Below are 19,769 nucleotides of genomic sequence, written 5' to 3'. Positions count from 1 at the left end.
CTAACTTCTTTCAAGCCTTCTTATATTCATAATTGCATCTACAAAACCTAGGGTGGATAATATAACTGTAAAGGAGCCACTAAATACTACAAATATATATATGATAATTCTCACAGGTTTTCTTAATTTAAATTTATGCATAAAAAAACTTACTATGGCTAGTCCTTGTATAGAAAAAACTACTTGAAATATTATAAGCACATTTAGAACTAATGTATTATAATTTACCACATTAAAATATCCACTGATATAAGTTAAGGCTAAAATCAAGAAACTTCCCATAACAATGTTTTTAGGTAGTGTTACGTATCTAAGAGGAGGTAATTCTGAAACTTCCTCTTTGCTTACTCTCTTTAATATTTTGCTTGCCACTAAGTAATTTATATATGAAAATAAAGTAGACATTATAATAATCATACTAGGTATCATCATCATACCCATCTTAGATATCTGTTCCCACTGGCTACTTATTTGTTGAATTTGAGTTTCATCATACTTTAAGTTTTTATATATACTAAGTTGCATATCAACAGATTGTTTCATCATGTCTGTCATCATATCTGTTATAGTAACTCCCATTATACTAGTGGTTATTTGAATAAGTATTGTAGTAGATACTATTGCACCTATACTTCCACCTATTAAAATTTTACCTGGAGAATAGTTTTTACTTAACATATAACCAATTACAATTGCCATTACTCCTGGAGTTAACATTGTAAAAAAAGCAGATACAGGCCCTGTTACCATGCTAATAATTAAGGATGCTACAACTAGACCTAATAGGGTAAAGCTAAGACCCCTTCTCTTAGCAAGAATAATAAATGGTACAGGTATCAACAACAGTATAAATGTTAGCAATGGTATATATGTACCCATTACTGCAAAAACTGAGGTTAATGTCACTATCATTGCTGCTTCTATCATACCTCTAGTTTTGTTTTCTATATTCAACTAATATCACTCCTAACTTCCTTTTCTGCTTAAATGTTGCTTGAGCGCAGACAAATCTCCATTCCATTCTTCTATTTTATGCTTTTCTAAAATTCCTAAACGTAATTTATCCTCTAGTTTCATATCAACTCTAGAAAAATTTATACCAAGTCTCTTCCCTAACACATAAGTAACTAATATTATATTAGCCAAAATATCTACTAATGTTTCTTGGGACGCTTTTTCTACTTTAAGAAGAATTTCAAACAATGAGGCTATAGTTGTTAACAATTCACTTTTTAGCCATTCTATAAGCCTTATGTTTCTAGTTATGTCCATCTTATTCCCATCTTTGAACACGGGCCAATCCCCCTTTATATACATTATAACAAAATAATTTTTTTAAACAAATTAACTCTAATTATATATAGTCCTCATTAACTATCTTATTATATAATACTACAATTACTAGCCCTTTACCAAGTTTATAGGAAAAAAACGGAGAATGAATTCATCTCTACATGATTGTGTCTTATAATTTAAAAAGTCATACTTCGTATGATTCGTTATGGAACCCTATGGTTCCCTTCGACGATTGCTAACGCAATCTGAACACCCTCCTTTAAAGAGGCAGGGGAATTTTTCCCCCACCCCCCCTTTATTTTTTACTTATCCATAGTTTTAAAAAATTTATGATGTTCTAGTAAGTAAAAAAGGATGTCATGAGACAAAATCTCATAACACCCTTTATATAACATTTATTATTACTCTGCAGAGTATGGTAATAATGCCATAGTTCTTGATTTTTTAATTGCAGTAGTTAACGCTCTTTGGTGAGTAGCGCAAGTTCCTGAAATTCTTCTAGGTAAAATCTTACCTCTTTCAGTAACGTATTTACCTAATTTTTTAGTGTCTTTGTAATCTATAGTAGTTGCTTTCTCTACACAGAAAGAACATACTTTTTTCTTACGTCCACGTCTTCTTTTCATCATTTTCAATTTCCCTCCCTTATCTTAGAATGGAATATCGTCATCGTCATCATCAAGTGCTTGGAATCCTTCTGGATTATTATTATTGTTAAATCCTCCACCGAAGTCATCTTGTCCAAATCCACCTTGATTTTCTTTATTAACACGGCTTAAAAATTCTACCCTATCAGCTACAATATCTGTAGTGTATCTTTTTTCTCCCGTTGAAGTTTCATAACTACCTGTTTGTATTCTTCCTTGAATTGCTACTTTTGAACCTTTAGAAAGGTAATTAGCACAGTTTTCAGCAGATTTACCGAAAACTACAATTCTAAGAAAATCAGCATTTTGTTGACCTTCCTTAGCAAAAGGTCTATTTACTGCTAAACTAAAGGTGGCTACGGCTTTTCCTGATCCTGCAGTAAATCTAAGTTCTGGATCTCTTGCGAGATTCCCAACTAAAACTACACTATTCATTTAAATACCACCTTTTTTATTACTTTTCGTCTACGTTTACGATGATGCTTCTCATAACTTGATCAGCAATCTTGAAGTTTCTGTCTAATTCTTTAGGAACATCTGTAGCTGCTTTGAAGTTTATAACTACATAGTATCCTTCTACGTTCTTATCGATTTCATAAGCTAACTTTCTGTTACCCCACTCGTCAATCTTTTCAATTTCACCATCAGCTTCGATGATTCCCTTGAACTTGTTCATTAACTTTTCTTTTACTTCTTGCTCAAGTCCAGTCTTTAAAATAAACATAGTTTCGTACTTTCTCATTATTTACACCTCCCTATGGTCTTGTTCGGCTCTTTTTAAAAGAGCAGAGAGAAAATTTCTCACATCTTAGAATTATAACATTGGTACCTTTATTATGCAAGGTATTTATGAATAATTTTTAGATTTTTTTAATTTTCTTTTTTATACTATTCCTATTTCTCTCAAATTACTCTTGTACTTCTTCTCTCTTAACAATTGTTTTGATCCTCTTTTCAAGTTTTGGTCTATCAATCCATATTTGTTTTCCACAGCCTAAGCATTTGATTCTAAAATCCATCCCAGTTCTCATAATTTCAAATTCACTGCTTCCACAAGGATGCTGCTTTTTAACTTGAATTATATCACCAACATATAATTGCATGGCCATAAGTATCATCCTTTCTTTACTTATTTTTCTTGTATTATAACTCTCTTTTCATAAGGAATTTCTATTCCCTCTTTATCAAACATATTCTTTATTTCTTTTCTTAAGAATCTTTCCACATCCCATTGGTTCATGGGAGTACATCTAGCTATTATTGCTATAGTTACTTCACTTGATCCAAAATTAGTTACTCCTAGAGTTTGGGCTTTTCCTATTATATTTTCATTTTCTATTTTATCAAATAGGTAATTGAGTCTATCTATTACATGATCTATATTCTCTTCGTAGGCTACTCCTACTTCAATCCAAGCCCTCATAGAACCCCTACATTTATTTGTAAGTCTGTTAATAGTACCATTGGGAATTATATGCATATCTCCATTAAAATCCCTCAAGATAGTTACTCTCAAAGTCATTTCTTCTACTATTCCAGATAAGTCATCTACAGCCACATAATCTCCTACCTGAAATTGATTTTCTAATAAAATAAAAAAACCTGTTATTACATCTTTAATTAAGCTTTGAGCTCCAAAACCAATAGCTAGTCCACCTACTCCAGCTGCTGCTATTAGGGACCCTATGTTAATTTCAAAGATTTCAAGTATTGGTGTTAATCCCACAAAGTATATGGTGTATTTTACCACACTCACTATTATACCCTTTATAGTGTCTAATCGTTTTTCTTCCCCTACAATCTTTAATTTAGATTTATTTTCAAAAAATTTATTTATTAGGGCAGTACTTATTTTCACCGCCACTATAGTCATTATAAGTAATGTTCCTATTTTAATTAAATGTGATGTATATAGGGTAAGGTCATTGTATATTTTACTTACAGATAAAGTCGCACTCATAATAACTCTCCTTATATACTCATAGGATAGACATTCTTTTTAATGCCTTCTCTTACAATTCTATATAACTTCATATTATTTAAGTCTTCTTTCACTAACTCCATAACCTTATCTAAAAGTTCCACCCCAAACTTAATAGAGAGACCACAGCTTGTACTAATTTCCCTTGGAGTAGGTATGGTTTCTATTTTTAAATGTTCCTTTAATTTCTTTTCTGTATTTATGGCATAATGAGTTGAATCAAAAGCTAATACATAAAATTCTTTATCTAACATTTGCATCTCCTTTTTCAATTAAATATTACTATAATGTAACCTTATTCTTTGCACTGTGTAATGTATCTACTATAGTATACATATTAGTTACTCCACCTACAGCTAACTTATCCTTAATTTTATAATAATCTAGACAAGTTCCACAAGAAAGTATCTCCACACCTTCTTTTTCTAGTCCTCTTAAATAGTCTATAACTTCAGAACCTTCTATAGTAAGCTTTACTCCACTATTAATAAATAATATGGATTTAGGATAAGGATCATACTCTGTAATAGTGTATATGTATCCTTTCATTAAAATTTTTCCTAACTCCTCAGCTCCCTGTCCTAAGGTTTCATCACCTATAAGAATTACCGTCTCACCATTAGTGTTTTTACTCATATTTACCATAGGTTCCATACTGCCCTTATATATGTTTATGTGATAATCACTTTCTATTTGCTTTACATCCACATCATAAGCCATACTCTGGGCTAATTTACTTACATTTTTCATGGCAACTTCATTATCCACTATGGTAACTATACTTCCATCTTGCAATTTATCTAATATCTTTTTAGTTTCTATAACTGGTTTTGGACATTGTAATCCTCTTGCATCAATTTCCTGATTCATAAAAATCCCCCTCTACAATTTTTATAATTGGATTATTAATATATAATATTTTTCCAAATTTCGACTTATTTATTTCATCTTCTATTTTACCATTTTTGTTTAAATTAAATGGTACAATCACAGCAAAAACTATAAAAATTATTAGTATGCCCCTTACAAAACCAAAGGCTCCTCCACCTAGACGATTTAATCCATTTAATATGGGTAATGAAGCTACACCATTTAATAAAGTAGATGCTATAGATAGAATAATTTTTACTATAATAAATACTAAAATTATGCTTATAATATTTACTATAGACAAAGTCATAGTAGTAAATATCACATTATTAGTTAAAGCATTTCCCATAACAGGTACTGCACTGGTGGCTATACTATTAGAAACCAAGTTGTTTATACTCTCACCTATAGAAGTGTTTTCTACTATATATACAGCTACACTTTTATAATATAGCTTTGCCACATATCCTGCTATGAAATAGCTAGCTATACTAAAAAATGACTTTATAAGGCCACTTAAATATCCCATTAGGGTACTAAGTGCACATACTATCAATACACACGAATCTACTAAACTCATTTTTGCCTCCTAGTTTGGCTCATACTTTATACCATATACTTTAGTTTTGTCTTTTAATCCTAGTAAAATATACGTATTATCTAATTTTTTTATGAACTTAATATCATTATTTATTTTCTTTTCTTTCAATTCATTTTGATCTATAGTTTTATTTCCCGTCAACTTATTTTTATTAATAGTATCCCTTTGGACAAAAAATAATGTTCTATCTGTACAAAAGAAAAGATTTTCATCTATAAAATCCATATCTATCACTTTACCATTTACACCACTAATAACTTGCTCATTATTATCCTTATCTAAAACTAATATAAAGTTTTGCCTTTTTGTATCTATTATGGCCTTTTTTTCTCTAGTTATATTCAATGCAATTTGGCCATTTTTATTAAATGCTACTCTTTTTAAAGTTCCATCTATAGGTCTTTTCCATAGGGGACCACTTTTATGGAAGGCTGCCACATTCTTATCTCCTATACTAATTAATGTATCATCTTCCGTAAAGAATATGTTTGGTATTATTTCATCATTATAGGTTTGTCCCCCTATAAGGCCTCCTTTTGCCCAGTAAAGGGCTGTTGAAGATTTCATGGAACTACCGATTTCCAATATGGATAGGCCTACTTTTTCTCCACCTTCAGACAAGGCCATATCTACAACGGAACTTTTGTTTATGGAAAATCTTCCTTTTACCTTTCCCTGCTCATTTAGAACTAATATGTTAGACTTGTTTTCCGATTCCGTAATTAAAGCTATATTTCCAGTGCTATCATTGGTTATATATTTTATTTTTTCCTTTACTTCATAATCCCAAACAATATTTCCCTTTTCATCCTTTGCGCTAATATATCCAGTCTCCTTGTCTCCTGTAAAAAATAAATTATTAGACGTAAGTATAAATGGTTTTTTATATTCAGCTAGGATATTGCATATTATTTGTCCCTCTTTTGTATATACTTTTATATAATTGTCCTCATATATTACTATGTTGTTTTTAAAGGGTCTCACCACATTAGTTGTATTTTCATGTTCAAATGTATATACTAATTCCAAATTAAAAGGCTTCTTTGTCTTTTCTAATATCCAGTCTGCTCCTTTATAAAATACAGATGTAAGTATAGATGCTAAAATAAAAATGGTTATACTTAATCTAAATGATTTTTTAGCCATAAGATCCCCCTAATTACAATACTTCCATTGCTATCATAGCAATATCATCTTTTATCTGATTATTAGTATACTCTTTCACTTTTCTAAGAAGCTTGTACACTAAAATGCCCACATTCTTCTTTTTATTCTCTTGGCAAATTTTTAATACTCTCTCATTAGTAAAAAAACCTTTTTTAGGATGAACAGCTTCTGATATGCCATCTGTATATAGTAAAATTTTATCCCCTTTTTTTAACTCTATTATATCTTGTTCATAATCCACTTCTTCAAACAATCTACAAATTGGTATTCCACTAATTTCTAACTCCTTAATTTTATCTTCACTTATTAAAACGGGCAAACAATTATGTCCTGCATTAGCATATTTAAAGGTTTTATTTTTCTTATTGTAAACACCATAAAAAATGGTTATATAGTAGGCTGATTCAATTCCCAGCTCTTGATATTGTCCGTATAAGTTTTTCAGTGTATATGCTGGATCTACAGCACTTTCACATAAATTTTTAATAGTTTGTTTTATAAACATGGTCATCATGGAAGATGTAACTCCATGACCAGATACGTCTGCAATATACACTCCTGTATTTTCTTCATCTATTTCTACCACATCAAATAAATCCCCACCTAGGTGTTCTGAAGGAGTATATTTTGAAGCTATTTTTAAACCATTGTATTCTCCATCATTAGGAAGAAGTCTAAGTTGTAGTCTCTTTGCAAATTCTAGATCCTTTTTCATTTTTTGATTTTGACTTATTATTAATTCTTCCATTTTCTTTTGTTCCGTCACGTCTCTAAATACTTCAACAGCACAATAGGTCTTCTTTTCTTCATCCCAAACAGGTGAACTCACCACTGAATAGATCTTTCCATCCACAATTTCTTCTTTGGTAAATGAAGTTCCTTTACAAATTCCTATATTAGATATGCAATTCTTACAGGGACTAGTTTTATTCAGGGCCCTATAACATTCTTTCCCTACAATATCACCTAAGCTCTTTTTCATGGGCTCGTTTATGAATAAAACCTTATTTTCCTTATCTACAACCCTTACCCAATCTGTCATATTAGATAATATATCTTGAAAAAATTCCTTTTGAGTTTTTAGTCTTCTCTTGTATTTTCTGTACATATGCACTCTCCTTAGAGTTCCTCTATATTTGAAATAGTTCTCTTTACAAGTTTTTAATCCTTCAAATAGGTCATTATACCAGTATAATTTATTTCTATAAGTTCTATTGTAATATATAAATATTTAATTCTGTTAAATTTACATTTCCATTATTGGTAACCTATTCTATAGTCATTATACTACAATAAGACCCTAATCTTCCTATATAAAATCCATATTAAAGTAAAAACACCTATGTACCCAAAGATAGGATATAGAATACTTACTAAACTCTTAAATCCGAAGTTTGATAAGGGTATTGTTATAATACAAAAGAGTGCACTTACAACTATATGATTTAATTTTAATTTCTTTTTCATATAATCTACTACTATATATCCATTTGCAGCAGCTGTAGTAAACATGGCTCCTAATAAAATTATTCCATACATAGTATAAAATTCAATTCCCAAAGATTTTCCTACTTCTAACATGGGGATTTGAGCGCCTTTTAGCTGAGCATAATTCATGTTGGTAGTTTTATGTATTATCAACATCATTACTCCTAGTACTAAAGAACCTCCTAAGGCACCTAATATTCCTTCATATCTTCTTTTCATAAAGGGTCTCATAGAAAATAATATAGCTACCAGACCTATAGAGTTATAACTTACATATAAAATACTAGATACTAAGTAATTTCCTGTCATATTTATACTATTGGGTATATTTATAACTGCTTCTACGCCAATAGCCCTTATTCCTAAAATTAACATTCCTATAAATATGACTGGTACTATAATCATATTAGCCAGACCTAACCCTTCTAGGTTAGATACAAAAATAATAAATAGGAGGATACTCATAATAACAGCTCCAACTAAGGGACTACAATTAAAAAAGCTTTCAAGTAATGTTCCCGTTCCAGCTAACATTACACAATAAATTGAAAATAAAAATAGTATTATCATAGAATTTAATACTCTACACAGGGACTTGCCTACTATCCTTTCTAGCCATTTTTCGTAGGAATAAATATTATAGGCATACACATAATTTAGCACATAAGAACTTATTACTGTGAAAAATATTATGCTTATATATATACCAATAAATCCCTTTTCCCTATACCTACTAAAAAAAGTCATCATCTCTTGTCCCGAAGCAAAACCAGCCCCTATTACAGTGCCCACATAAATACATATTATTTTTAATATATTTTTCACCTATAACACCGCCTTAGACTTTATCCTACCATAGTTTATGCTTTACAAAGCTTGTCCTATGATAAACCTATTGGACATATTATATGAACTTACTTGCCATAAAAAAGTCATACTCCGTATGATTCGTTATGTAACCCTATGGTTCCCTTCGACGATTGCTATCGCAATCTGAACACCCTCCTTTAAAGAGGCCGGGGAATCCTTCCCTCACACCCCCTTCATTTTTTTTACTTATCTACAGTTTTTAAAATTTATAATTTCCTATAGCGTAAAAAAGTCTTCATGTTATAACATGAAGACTTTTCCATTTTAGATGGCTACAAATCCAATTATTAAATATACAATCGATGCCAATATGGCTGCTGATAAGGCATATGGAATTTGAGTTTTTACGTGGTCAATATGATCAGCAGCAGCTCCCGTTGATGCAAGAATTGTTGTGTCTGAAAGGGGTGAACAATGATCTCCAAATACTCCTCCTCCTGCAACTGCCGCTACAGTTGCTAATACCAACACACTCACTTCGTTTCCACTAAAGCTAAAGGCTAATGGTGCTGCAATAGGCATAACAATGGCAAATGTTCCCCAGGACGTTCCTGTTGAAAAGGAAATCGTTGCTGCAATTATAAAGGTAATAAAAGGAAGTAGATTTGGAGTTAACCAACTTTCTGTTACTGAAATAATGTAGTTTGCTGTTCCCATTTCCTTACTTAAGGCATTAATTGTATAAGAAAGGGCCAGGATAATAATTGCAGGCATAACTCCTTTCATACCTGACATGGCAGTCTTCATAATATCATTAAAAGGTACTCCCTGAATTCTCATAATAATACCTAATATAACTGCAGCTGCAAGGAAGGCCTCCATAGTCTTTGCTGACTTTAATGTAATAAAAGTTCCAATGGCAATAGTAATAACAATTAATACGGGGAATATAAAATCCCAAAATACGTGGGTCTTTATTCCTTCATAAGGAGGTGTATCCGTCAACTCTTCTCCTAAAAGAGGTTCTGCTCCATCTCTTAATACCTTACCTTCTTTCATCGCCCTTTCTTCAGCTTTCTTCATAGGCCCAAAATCAGGTATAATGCCCATTGCAAATAATCCTACCAATACTACTGCAATAATTGCATAAAAATTAAAGGGCACTGCCTTTGTGAATACCATCATGGCCTGCTCTGCATTTTCTACTGGCCCCATGCCCACTAATAATCCTGAAATAAATACTGCCCATCCAGTAATCGGTGCTAAAACACTTACTGGTGCTGATGTGGAATCTGCAATATATGCAAGTTTTTCTCTAGATATTTTTGCTTTGTCTGTCAAACTCCTCATGGTTGAACCTACAAATAGAGGACTGAAATAGTCACTAAAGAATACAAACATTCCCATTACCCAGGCGGTCAATTGAATTTTTTTCCTACTTAATTTCTTATCTTCCATAATTTGAGTAAACCCTTGAATAGCTCCTGTCCTTTGAAAGAATGCTATAACTATACCAATAAACAGTTCCAGCAATAAAATCCAAGAAAAGCTTGTTGTTCCAAGGGAAGTTTTCAATATGGTAGGAAAACCCATCAATCCCTTTCCAGTGGCCAAAACACCAATAAATATGGCCACTGCCAATGAAAAAACAGTATTCCTTGTTTTAAAGGCAAGAATAATAGCTATTGTAGCTGGTAATAAAGATATAATTCCCATTGTTGTAGCTGGCTCCATTTCACATCTCTCCTTTTAATTTTTTATTTTCCAGCAAAGACATTTAATTTTCATAAGTACAAATAATTTATTTTATATTTTTTTTCTTTTCCTTTGTGCTTGTAGCTTTTGGTACATAATCTAAATAATTACAATCTATCAATCCTAATACTTCCTCTGGTGTTTTCCATGGTCTATTTTGAATAACACTAGTCTCTTCATGAGTAAGTACCCCTTTGAAAGCAGTTAAGCTCCTTCTTAAATAACCATCTTTCTTCACAGCCTCTACAATTCCATCATTTGCAATAGCCCTTAAATGAGGAAAAACGGATGCCGCATAAGCAATAGAGGTGGTATGTGGCGCAGCTCCCGGTATATTATCTACTCCATAATGTATAACTCCATCTATTACATAGGTAGGAGTTTCATGACTTGTCGGTCTATATGTTTCAATAGCTCCACCTACATCTGCACTAACATCCACTATAACGCTACCCTTTTTCATAATTTTTAACATATCTTTGGTAATTAAATGATCCTCCCTATGCTTTGGCCATTTAACACAATTGATTACCAAATCTATATTAGGTAATATTTTTTTTATGTTCTGTTGATTAGAGAACATAGTTTGCACATTTTTAGGAAAAATTTCTTCACTGTGTCTTAGTATACCAATATTAATATCCATAAGAGTTACTTGAGCTCCTAATGATGATACAATTTGAGCTGCTCCTTTTCCCACAATACCTGCTCCTAAAACTAGTACCTTAGCCCCTGGAGCTCCTCCAATGCCACATATTAACTGTCCTCTTCCCCCATTAATGCTAAGGAGATAATGCACTCCCATAAGTGCCCCTAACTTTCCTGCCACTTCGCAATTAGGAGAACCAAATCTATGGGTGTCCTCTGCTGTAAATGCAATGGCTCTTCTTTTAATTAAAGCATCTACCTCTTCTCTGTTTGCAGCTGGATGTATACAGGCAAAAATAATCTGTCCTTCTTTAATTAATCCATATTCTATGGGTTCAATTTCTTTTACTTTTACTACCATGTCACTAGCTTCATAAATATCTTTCATATTTTCTTTAATTTCTGCTCCAACAGCAGTATATTCGCTGTCTTCAAATCCTGCATTAGCCCCCGCATTACTTTGAACTAGAACCTTATGTCCATCCTCCACAAGTTCTCCAGCTTCTATTGGTGTCATAATGACACGTGACTCTCCACTTTTGATTTCCTTTAACACACCAATAATCATTTCTATTTCCTCCTCCTATGATCCAAGATCTACAATATACACTTTTACATATTGCAATATTCGTGCCATTGAGAAAGATTTGATTTTTTCTTATTATGTAGCAATTTCAATGTTTTTCATCACAAAAACCATTGTTATTTTATATTAAATAACGTCTTTTATGAACTATACATTAAAAAAGCTGGCAATTTTTTCACATCGCACAGCTTTTTTGTTATTTTTTGAGCAGTATTTATTATTTTAAAACTATATTTGTTATTTTTTGAGCATTCTTAATATTTCATAGTTACAAGTTTATATAATATGATAACTTCTTATTTTTCTTTGAAGAGTTTGTCTAGGTATTTCTAATAATCGTGCAGCTTCAGAAACATTTCCTTTTGTTTTTTTAATTGCTTCTTTAATTAGTTTCTTTTCCACCTCTGATATGGCTTCCTTTAATGGTCTTATATTTACTTGGGTATGGTCTTCTTCTATTACTTTCATCATGTTTTCAATATGTTCTATTTCTATTTCATCAGCTGTATGATCAACAATGTTCATAGCATACTCTATTACATGTTCCAATTCTCTTACATTTCCCGGCCAATTATAATTGATCAATACATTATATACATCCTTTGATACCTTCTTAATATGTTTCTCAAGTAATTTATTATATTTATTAATGAAAAAATTTAACAAAATTTCAATATCTTCTTTTCTTTCTCTAAGAGGTGGAATAAGCATAGACATAGCAGCTAATCGATAGTAAATATCTTCTCTAAGATATCCCTCTTTTATACATTTCTTAAAACTCATATTTGATGCTGTAATAATTCTCACATCTACATTTCTTTCTTGTCTATCTCCTAATCTTCTAATATATCCGTCTTGTAATACCCTTAATAATTTTGCTTGTAGGTGAATTGGCATAGAGTTAATCTCATCTAGAAATAAGGTTCCTCCCTCAGCTAATTCAAATAACCCTGGATGGTCGCAGGATCCTGTAAAACTTCCCTTTGTTGTGCCAAATAAGATACTTTCTAATAGATTTTCGGGAATAGCAGCACAATTTTGTGCAATAAAAGGTTTATCCCGTCTACTACTTTCATTATGAATGGCATGGGCAAACAATTCTTTTCCTGTTCCAGTTTCTCCATAAATAAAAACAGAAGACCTTCCTTTTGCAATCTTTTTTACAAAATACTTTAACTCCCTCATTTTTGTATTATTTGAAACAATATCTTCTAAAGAATACCTTGCCCGATCAGGCCCTAAGTATTTTTTCATTTCATTTGTATTAGTAAAGAGTTGAGAATTCATTTGAATAACGTTCATATTCGTATCTCTATCTTTGTGTTTTGTAATATCCTTTGAAAGTTCAATAGCCCCAATAATTTTACCTTCCCCTTTAATTGGTAAAGATGTATTCATTGTAACAATCTTTGTTCCTTCTATGTTTACAACACTCTGTTTTTTCCTATGAATTGGCCTTCCTAGCTCCATGGCTTTAAACAAAGTGCTTATATCTTCGTCAATATTTGTAAATACCTCACATAAGTTTTTTCCAATTATTTCTTCCCCGTCTACTATTTCCGGATGAAACCATGGATTAAATTTTATAGAAAATAATATTTTTCCATTTCTATCAATGATGGTAATACCATCAATATATTCCATATCTTTTAAAAAATCCTGCTTTCCTCTTTTCATAGCATCCCCCTTGTTTCCTCACATACAACACCATGTATCTGCCTTTTATACTATAAATATTATATTAACATATTGTAAGCAGCATATGTTATAACATCTATTACATATTTGTCAACATACTAATTTCTTACACACATTTATTAACTACTCTTTTATATTTATTATTCTAAAATTAGCAGATTATAAATATGCTTCTTATAAAAAAGACATACTCCGTATGCTTCGCTAAGGAACCCTATGGTTCCTTTCGACGATTACTAACGTAATCTGAGCATCCTCCTTTAAAGAGGCAGGGGAATTCTTCCCCCACACCCCCTTATTTTTTACTTATCCATAATTTTTAAAATTTACAATTTCCTGATGCGTAAAAAATAAAGCAGGGGAAATTTTCCCCTGCTCCATTACTCTCTTTTTAAAGATATCTTTTTATTTTCATCACATACAATACGTTTTTTCACATTATCAACAGTAGTTTTTAATTCTACTTTTCCTCCCCAAAGGGTGGCTGTGTATCTTAATGTTTCATAAGCATATTTTAATTCTAATTCCCTTCCATCATATTCATGCTCTAATATAAGAGTTTGGTCTTTTGGTGATACTTCTATCACTTTAATAAAAGGAATTGATCCTATTCCTGTGTTATTTGCTAAGGTATTTCTTATTTCTTTCCAACCTTCTTCATCTGCTACTTCTTCTATCTCATAATCTTTAGTTCTCTTTCCATATTGAAAAAGATTCATCTCACTGGAAAGTTCTTTTGTAAGGTATCTTCGAATAAAAGAGTTATCTCTTTCCATTTTACGCACTTCAAACAGTTTATCCCTACCATATTTCGCTTCAATCTCATTGAAAATTTTAAATCCCATATAATAAGGGTTAATGTGTCCTAAGAATGGCCTAATTACCTGGTTATGGCGATTTAGAAATTCCATATGGAGTGTTGGAGGTAATTCTAATTTATTTAGAATCTTATAGTGCCAATAACTTGCCCATCCCTCATTCATAATTTTCGTTTCTATCTGTGGAATGAAATAATCGGCCTCTTCTTTCACAATGTTTAATATATCCTTTTCCCAATCCTCTAATTTTGAATATTCTACCATAAACCCAATAATATCCTCAGTAGGTTCTAACGGAATTTTTTCTAAATTTGGGAAAGGAATATCTTTCTTTTCATCTAGAGGACTTGTAACCTTTATTTCCGAATAATAATTTTCAAGGATTCTTTTCTTTATCTCCTCATCTGAGATTTTTTTATGTCCTATTACTCTTGAAGTTTGAAATCTTAATGCATGACCCGCATCCAACACACGTTCTACTCCCTCATATCCAATACTAGGGTCCTGTATGTAGCTTCTGATACGATCTGCATGATTTTTAAACATCTCAATGGTATACTCTGCCTGAGTTCCTTCTGCAAACAATCTATTATTTTTGAAAAAGTCATTGTGTCCATATACGTGGGCCATGGTAAGAATCTGTAAAAGCAGCGTATTATCCCTCATCAAATACCCTATACAAGGATTAGAATTTATGACCATTTCATAAGGTAGCCCTTCTAGATTATGCTTATATAGGGTTTTTTTCCTTTCATAAGTCTTTCCATAGCTCCAATGGGGATAGTGAGAAGGCATTCCTACATAAGCTTCATAACAAATCATGTCTTCATAGCTGCAAATTTCAAACTCTTGAGGATAGTAATCTAATCCCTCTTCATTTACAATCTCTTCAATTTTCCTATTCCATTTTTCTAACTCTTTAACTGTATATTCTCTCATAAGCAAATTCATTATTCCTTAAGCCCTTCTTCTTTGTCCAATAATCTTCTGAGAGCAGGAACAATATCCTCCTTTCTTGACATTGTGACAATCGAAAAGTTTGGATATTTTACATTCATGTTAAATTCAGATTTAATAGTACTCATTCGTGAATAATATCCTGGTTTAATCTCTCCATATCCAAAAAGATTACAGGTTTCACACAGTTTTTTTGCTGACTCTACAGCCTTTTTATTATCCTGAGACCAATTGTCTCCGTCACTACAATGAAATGCATATACATTCCATACTTCAGGATTATATCTTTTTTCGATTATTTCTAAAGCTTTATCATACCCACTACTAATATATGTTCCTCCTGATTCCCCCTTATGAAAGAATTCTTTCTCACTTACTTCTTTACCTACGGTCGTATGAGCTACAAATACAACTTCCACATGAACATACTTTAATCTTACAAACTGATACAAAAGAAAATAAAAGCTTCGAGCCAAATATTTTTTGGTAAGGGTCATGGAACCTGAGGTGTCCATAATACAAATTACTACTGCATTACTTTCACGTCTAACATCTTCTCTTACACGATAATACCTTAAGTCATCTTCTTTAAATGGAAATCTTTTATTCTCCTCTACTTGCTCAGGATTATGAACTTCTTGATTTTTTCCTCTCTCATAACCTTTTTTCCTTTTTAGTCGCTCTACTACTGATCTTTTTTTTGCAAGTCTTGGCGGAATTCCTTTTCTTTGATACCCTAGTCTTTTAAAATTTTTCTCCGATTCAATTTCATTAAACTTCTTTCTCTGCATAAAAGGTAAATTTAAGTCATCAAATAAATACTGTATCAACTCTTCAATGGTAATCTCTGTTTCAAAAATATCTTCGCCCTCTGCATTTCCAGCTTGTTCTTGCCCTTGACCTTGCTCCATATCATCGCTGCCTATTTTATCTCCTCTTTTTTCGTTTCCTGTTCCTGAACCAGTTCCTTTTTTATTTTTTCCATATATAAACTGATATTCTTTAATTCCCTTTATAGGAACTTTTATCTTCTTATCTCTACTCTGTCCAATAATGCTCTCTTCAGCAATAATATTTCCTATATTCTTCTTAATAGAATCTTCTACTAACTTTCTATGTCTTCTTCTATCTTCTGCTGACCGATCCCGCCCTCTGTTGTCAAATTCTCTAAATATAGCCACATCCTCACCTCCATATAAAAGTCCAACTTCATTTTGTGGAGAAATGAATAATTAAGAATGAATAATAAGATTATTCATTCTTAATTTTTAATCTAATTCATTAATCTTTCCATAAATTGTTTGCAGCATATTTTAGAATCACATTGCAGCATTGGTCACAATATCCATTTCTTTTCATTTCTTCTACCATGGCATCATACTTTTTATTCTGATCTTTATCTCTTACTTTCGTACGGGTAATTACTCTGCTTAATTCCTTTACAGATGTTGTTAGCTTTTTCTCAATTGCTTCCTTTAAAGGCTCATAACATGTATACTCAATTTTGCTGCCACTGCGCATCAAATAGAACATATAAGACGTCACATCTTGCCTAAATCCTTTCGCCGCACTGCTAGTAATACCAATCTGCTCTTCTATAGATCTTAAGAATTTTTCATCTGGTTCTAACTCTTCACCTGTACTGCTATCTTTAATTTTTGTCTTATTAACAAAAGCTTCAGCATGATCTAGATAATTATTAAATAGATCCTCCGCTTGCTCATGGTATCCATGTATAAATGCTTTTGTTACTTCTTTTTCTAATATTTTATGGTATTCTTTTTTAATAACATTTTGAATGAAATTTAAATATTTTTTCTTTTCCTCATCGCCAACTGACAATTCTTTTACTGATTTTACTAATACTTCTAGTACTGCAATAGGATTAATACAGTCATGTTCTGTTTCTGCCATTGCAGTATCTATGGCTTTCATAATAAATCTTGTAGATATTCCTGTCATCCCTTCTCTTTGTGCCTCTTCTCGTAGTTCTAGTATATCTATTTTTTTAGTAGTTCCTTTTTCTACGATTTCTTCTCCATTGTAAATTTTTAGTTTTGTAAGAGGGTCAACTTTCGATGAAGCAGTAAGTCTCGTTAAAATTGCAAACATAGAGGCTACTTCAATCGTATGAGGTGCAATATGGGCACTGAACTTACTCTTTTTCAAAACCTTATTATAAATCTTTACTTCCTCATTCAATTCAAGACAATAAGGCATCTCAATTTTAACAATTCTATCTAAAATAGCTTCGTTGGTATGATCAGCTTTAAACTTATTCCATTCTGCCTCATTTGAATGGGCTAAAATAATACCATCAAAATATATCATAGGGCCTTTACCAGGAGATGGTATGCTCTTTTCTTGTGTTGCAGTGATCATTGTATGAAGATACTCAACCTCATTCTTAAACACCTCTATAAATTCTACAATTCCACGATTTCCAACATCAAATGCTCCATTTAAAGATAATACTCTTGGATCATCTTCAGGATATAAATCTAATTTTGATATATCTACAGACCCTACAAGAACAGAAGTGTCTTGATTATTAGGATCAACTGGGGGAACTACCCCTACTCCTTTCCTTCCTCGAATACTAAAATCTACTGTCTCTACAGGAACTCTTTCAAATTCGCCATTGTATTCATTTATTAATCTATATCGACAAATAGGACATAAGTCTCCTTCGATTTTTATATTCAATAAATTTTCAAACTGTTCTCTAAGATGCTTTGGAACTAAGTGAAGAGGCTCTTCTCTCATAGGACATCCCTTAATTGCATATACAGGAGGGCCCATCTCTAACACCCTTTTTAATGCTTCCATCAAAGAAGATTTTCCTGCACCTACAGGTCCCACAAGGTAAAGAACTTGACGTGATTCTTCACCTTTCATAGCTGCTGTCTTAAAGTATCTCACAATTTTCATCAGACTTTTATCAATACCAAAAAAGTCATCCTTAAAGAAATCGTACTTTTTGATGATATCATTACCATAAATTCTTCTTAATCTAGGATTTTCTTCTGTATTAATTACATCTACCCCTTTTTCTACGATTCGTTCATACATCCTTTGGTGTGCTAACATACATGTGGATGGACTTTCTTTCAGTATCTCAAGATAATCCAAAAATGTTCCTTTAAAACGTTGTTTTCTTCTTTCTTCTCTATCTTTTTTAATAATCTCTGAAAATTCCATCATAATATTTAGAAGTCCCCCCTTTTTTTAAAAAACAAACCTAACCTACACTCCACACACAAACATGTATTTTTTGAATCTAAGTAATCTTACTTGTATTAATATGTATGTCGTTTGTTTCTTTTTTAAAACAATAATATTTAAAATACCTTGTACCATTTATCACAACAACATAGATCCCTTTAGAAAATAAACGTAAAAAAAGCCAATTCATAAGAATTGACTTTTATTTGTTTCCTAAAACATACACTATGTAACCTCCATAAGATAGAACTAATAGGGCTCCTTCCCATCTTACAATCTTATAATGTAGTATGGAGAATATTAATAGTAAGAAAGTATATATAACCATAAATCCTACGTCTATATTTAATCCACTTTCCACAACCAATGGATTTATTGTAGCTGATGTTCCTAATACAAATAGGGTGTTAAATATATTACTACCTACTATATTTCCAACGGCCATGTCGCTATATCCCTTTCTAGCAGCCGTAACACATGTGATTAACTCTGGTAGTGAAGTACCTAAGGATACTATAGTTATGGCAACTAATGTTTCGCTCATTCCAAAAGCCAAGGCTATTTTAGAGCTACTTTTTACTACTAAGTCTCCTCCAACTAGTATTGCTATTAACCCTGCTATAGTATAGATTATACTTTTTCCTTTACTAACTTCATGAAATTCTTCCTCATAATTTTCTCTGCTTTTCATGGCCACTTCAAATAAATAATACATGAATATGATAAAGAAACATAAAAGTACTAATCCATCTGACCTTGATAACATATTAGTGTCTTGCTTATTAAGAAATACATCAGCCATTAGTATTTCAACAACTATGGCTGCCAATAAAGTAAAGGGGATTTCCTTTTTAATAGTCTGCATTTCTACTTTAAGTGGAATTATTATTGCTGCTATGCCTATTACTAAGGACATATTAAACATATTACTTCCTATAATATTTCCCAAAGATAGACCATTGTTTCCATTTATGGCAGCTCTAATACTAACGGCTCCTTCTGGAGAACTGGTTCCAAAGGCCACTATAGTAAGACCAATTAAAACAGGTGGCACCTTTAATAATTTAGCTATACTAGATGCCCCATCTACAAAAAAATCTGCTCCTTTTATTAATAAAATAAATCCTAATACTAATAATATATAATACATATTTTAGCTCCTTTTCTTATGTTCTACTTAATGTAGTTTTTATCAATGGATGGATTTTTATTCTATTATTAT

At 31.8% G+C, this 19,769-nt stretch carries 20 protein-coding genes; all 20 read right to left on the bottom strand.

What is annotated here, in order from left to right:
• The 20 genes from CCE28_RS15330 to CCE28_RS15235 all read right to left on the bottom strand — a co-directional run bounded on the left by CCE28_RS15330 (position 1) and on the right by CCE28_RS15235 (position 19,697).
• Positions 1–954, bottom strand: coding sequence for a YybS family protein (locus CCE28_RS15330; protein WP_095134603.1), 954 nt, complete (start codon positions 952–954; stop codon positions 1–3).
• Between the two features lie 12 nt (positions 955–966).
• Entirely contained in the window at positions 967–1,293 is a 327-nt protein-coding gene (locus tag CCE28_RS15325) for a MazG-like family protein (protein ID WP_095134602.1), read from the bottom strand.
• A 404-nt stretch (positions 1,294–1,697) separates the two neighbouring features.
• A complete protein-coding gene (gene rpsR, locus CCE28_RS15320; protein ID WP_330396869.1) occupies positions 1,698–1,925 on the bottom strand; it encodes a 30S ribosomal protein S18 in 228 nt (75 codons plus the stop codon).
• A 21-nt stretch (positions 1,926–1,946) separates the two neighbouring features.
• Positions 1,947–2,378: a single-stranded DNA-binding protein gene (locus tag CCE28_RS15315; RefSeq protein ID WP_095134601.1), complete on the bottom strand. Its 432-nt coding sequence runs from the start codon at positions 2,376–2,378 to the stop codon at positions 1,947–1,949.
• Positions 2,379–2,397: 19 nt separating this feature from the next.
• On the bottom strand, positions 2,398–2,685 hold the full coding sequence (gene rpsF / locus CCE28_RS15310) for a 30S ribosomal protein S6 (RefSeq protein ID WP_095134600.1): 288 nt from the start codon (positions 2,683–2,685) through the stop codon (positions 2,398–2,400).
• A gap of 166 nt (positions 2,686–2,851) precedes the next feature.
• On the bottom strand, positions 2,852–3,052 hold the full coding sequence (locus CCE28_RS15305; protein WP_176461854.1) for a DUF951 domain-containing protein: 201 nt from the start codon (positions 3,050–3,052) through the stop codon (positions 2,852–2,854).
• Positions 3,053–3,072: 20 nt separating this feature from the next.
• Positions 3,073–3,903, bottom strand: a complete 831-nt coding sequence (locus CCE28_RS15300; RefSeq protein ID WP_095134599.1) for a mechanosensitive ion channel family protein — start codon at positions 3,901–3,903, stop codon at positions 3,073–3,075.
• An 11-nt stretch (positions 3,904–3,914) separates the two neighbouring features.
• Positions 3,915–4,178, bottom strand: a complete 264-nt coding sequence (locus tag CCE28_RS15295; protein WP_095134598.1) for a DUF3343 domain-containing protein — start codon at positions 4,176–4,178, stop codon at positions 3,915–3,917.
• A 28-nt stretch (positions 4,179–4,206) separates the two neighbouring features.
• Complete coding sequence (gene yedF / locus CCE28_RS15290) at positions 4,207–4,794, bottom strand: sulfurtransferase-like selenium metabolism protein YedF (RefSeq protein WP_095134597.1); 588 nt, start codon at positions 4,792–4,794, stop codon at positions 4,207–4,209.
• Positions 4,778–5,374 carry a CvpA family protein gene (locus CCE28_RS15285; protein WP_095134596.1) on the bottom strand — a complete coding sequence of 199 codons (597 nt, stop codon included), beginning with the start codon at positions 5,372–5,374 and terminating at the stop codon, positions 4,778–4,780. The genes yedF and CCE28_RS15285 overlap by 17 nt, the downstream gene beginning before the upstream one ends.
• 9 nt (positions 5,375–5,383) lie before the next feature.
• Positions 5,384–6,541, bottom strand: a complete 1,158-nt coding sequence (locus CCE28_RS15280) for a DUF5711 family protein (RefSeq protein WP_095134595.1) — start codon at positions 6,539–6,541, stop codon at positions 5,384–5,386.
• Positions 6,542–6,554: 13 nt separating this feature from the next.
• Complete coding sequence (locus tag CCE28_RS15275; protein WP_095134594.1) at positions 6,555–7,670, bottom strand: PP2C family protein-serine/threonine phosphatase; 1,116 nt, start codon at positions 7,668–7,670, stop codon at positions 6,555–6,557.
• 179 nt (positions 7,671–7,849) lie between these two features.
• A complete protein-coding gene (locus CCE28_RS15270; RefSeq protein ID WP_095134593.1) occupies positions 7,850–8,875 on the bottom strand; it encodes a YkvI family membrane protein in 1,026 nt (341 codons plus the stop codon).
• A gap of 309 nt (positions 8,876–9,184) precedes the next feature.
• Positions 9,185–10,594, bottom strand: coding sequence for a Na+/H+ antiporter NhaC family protein (locus tag CCE28_RS15265; RefSeq protein WP_095134592.1), 1,410 nt, complete (start codon positions 10,592–10,594; stop codon positions 9,185–9,187).
• Positions 10,595–10,661: 67 nt separating this feature from the next.
• Entirely contained in the window at positions 10,662–11,831 is a 1,170-nt protein-coding gene (locus CCE28_RS15260; RefSeq protein ID WP_095134591.1) for an alanine dehydrogenase, read from the bottom strand.
• A 294-nt stretch (positions 11,832–12,125) separates the two neighbouring features.
• Positions 12,126–13,526, bottom strand: a complete 1,401-nt coding sequence (locus tag CCE28_RS15255; RefSeq protein WP_095134590.1) for a sigma-54 interaction domain-containing protein — start codon at positions 13,524–13,526, stop codon at positions 12,126–12,128.
• Between the two features lie 401 nt (positions 13,527–13,927).
• Entirely contained in the window at positions 13,928–15,304 is a 1,377-nt protein-coding gene (locus tag CCE28_RS15250) for a SpoVR family protein (RefSeq protein WP_095134628.1), read from the bottom strand.
• 11 nt (positions 15,305–15,315) lie between these two features.
• A complete protein-coding gene (gene yhbH / locus CCE28_RS15245; RefSeq protein WP_095134589.1) occupies positions 15,316–16,503 on the bottom strand; it encodes a sporulation protein YhbH in 1,188 nt (395 codons plus the stop codon).
• Between the two features lie 100 nt (positions 16,504–16,603).
• Entirely contained in the window at positions 16,604–18,526 is a 1,923-nt protein-coding gene (locus CCE28_RS15240; protein ID WP_330396867.1) for a PrkA family serine protein kinase, read from the bottom strand.
• 223 nt (positions 18,527–18,749) lie between these two features.
• The gene (locus CCE28_RS15235; RefSeq protein WP_095134588.1) at positions 18,750–19,697 is read right to left on the bottom strand and encodes a calcium/sodium antiporter; all 948 of its coding nucleotides are present in this window, start codon (positions 19,695–19,697) and stop codon (positions 18,750–18,752) included.
• Positions 19,698–19,769 lie beyond the last annotated feature (72 nt).

Source organism: Anaeromicrobium sediminis, assembly GCF_002270055.1.
Taxonomy (GTDB): Bacteria; Bacillota; Clostridia; order Peptostreptococcales; family Thermotaleaceae; genus Anaeromicrobium; species Anaeromicrobium sediminis.
This window is presented reverse-complemented; position numbering and strand designations above follow the sequence as displayed.

Excerpts from the sequence above, each read along its gene's own strand:
- rpsR (WP_330396869.1), bottom strand. The coding sequence starts at position 1,925 with ATGATGAAAAGAAGACGTGGACGTAAGAAAAAAGTATGTTCTTTCTGT.
- CCE28_RS15315 (WP_095134601.1), bottom strand. The coding sequence starts at position 2,378 with ATGAATAGTGTAGTTTTAGTTGGGAATCTCGCAAGAGATCCAGAACTT.
- rpsF (WP_095134600.1), bottom strand. The coding sequence starts at position 2,685 with ATGAGAAAGTACGAAACTATGTTTATTTTAAAGACTGGACTTGAGCAA.
- CCE28_RS15305 (WP_176461854.1), bottom strand. The coding sequence starts at position 3,052 with ATGGCCATGCAATTATATGTTGGTGATATAATTCAAGTTAAAAAGCAG.
- CCE28_RS15300 (WP_095134599.1), bottom strand. The coding sequence starts at position 3,903 with ATGAGTGCGACTTTATCTGTAAGTAAAATATACAATGACCTTACCCTA.
- CCE28_RS15295 (WP_095134598.1), bottom strand. The coding sequence starts at position 4,178 with ATGTTAGATAAAGAATTTTATGTATTAGCTTTTGATTCAACTCATTAT.
- yedF (WP_095134597.1), bottom strand. The coding sequence starts at position 4,794 with ATGAATCAGGAAATTGATGCAAGAGGATTACAATGTCCAAAACCAGTT.
- CCE28_RS15285 (WP_095134596.1), bottom strand. The coding sequence starts at position 5,374 with ATGAGTTTAGTAGATTCGTGTGTATTGATAGTATGTGCACTTAGTACC.
- CCE28_RS15280 (WP_095134595.1), bottom strand. The coding sequence starts at position 6,541 with ATGGCTAAAAAATCATTTAGATTAAGTATAACCATTTTTATTTTAGCA.
- CCE28_RS15275 (WP_095134594.1), bottom strand. The coding sequence starts at position 7,670 with ATGTACAGAAAATACAAGAGAAGACTAAAAACTCAAAAGGAATTTTTT.
- CCE28_RS15265 (WP_095134592.1), bottom strand. The coding sequence starts at position 10,594 with ATGGAGCCAGCTACAACAATGGGAATTATATCTTTATTACCAGCTACA.
- CCE28_RS15260 (WP_095134591.1), bottom strand. The coding sequence starts at position 11,831 with ATGATTATTGGTGTGTTAAAGGAAATCAAAAGTGGAGAGTCACGTGTC.
- CCE28_RS15255 (WP_095134590.1), bottom strand. The coding sequence starts at position 13,526 with ATGAAAAGAGGAAAGCAGGATTTTTTAAAAGATATGGAATATATTGAT.
- CCE28_RS15250 (WP_095134628.1), bottom strand. The coding sequence starts at position 15,304 with ATGAGAGAATATACAGTTAAAGAGTTAGAAAAATGGAATAGGAAAATT.
- CCE28_RS15240 (WP_330396867.1), bottom strand. The coding sequence starts at position 18,526 with ATGATGGAATTTTCAGAGATTATTAAAAAAGATAGAGAAGAAAGAAGA.
- CCE28_RS15235 (WP_095134588.1), bottom strand. The coding sequence starts at position 19,697 with ATGTATTATATATTATTAGTATTAGGATTTATTTTATTAATAAAAGGA.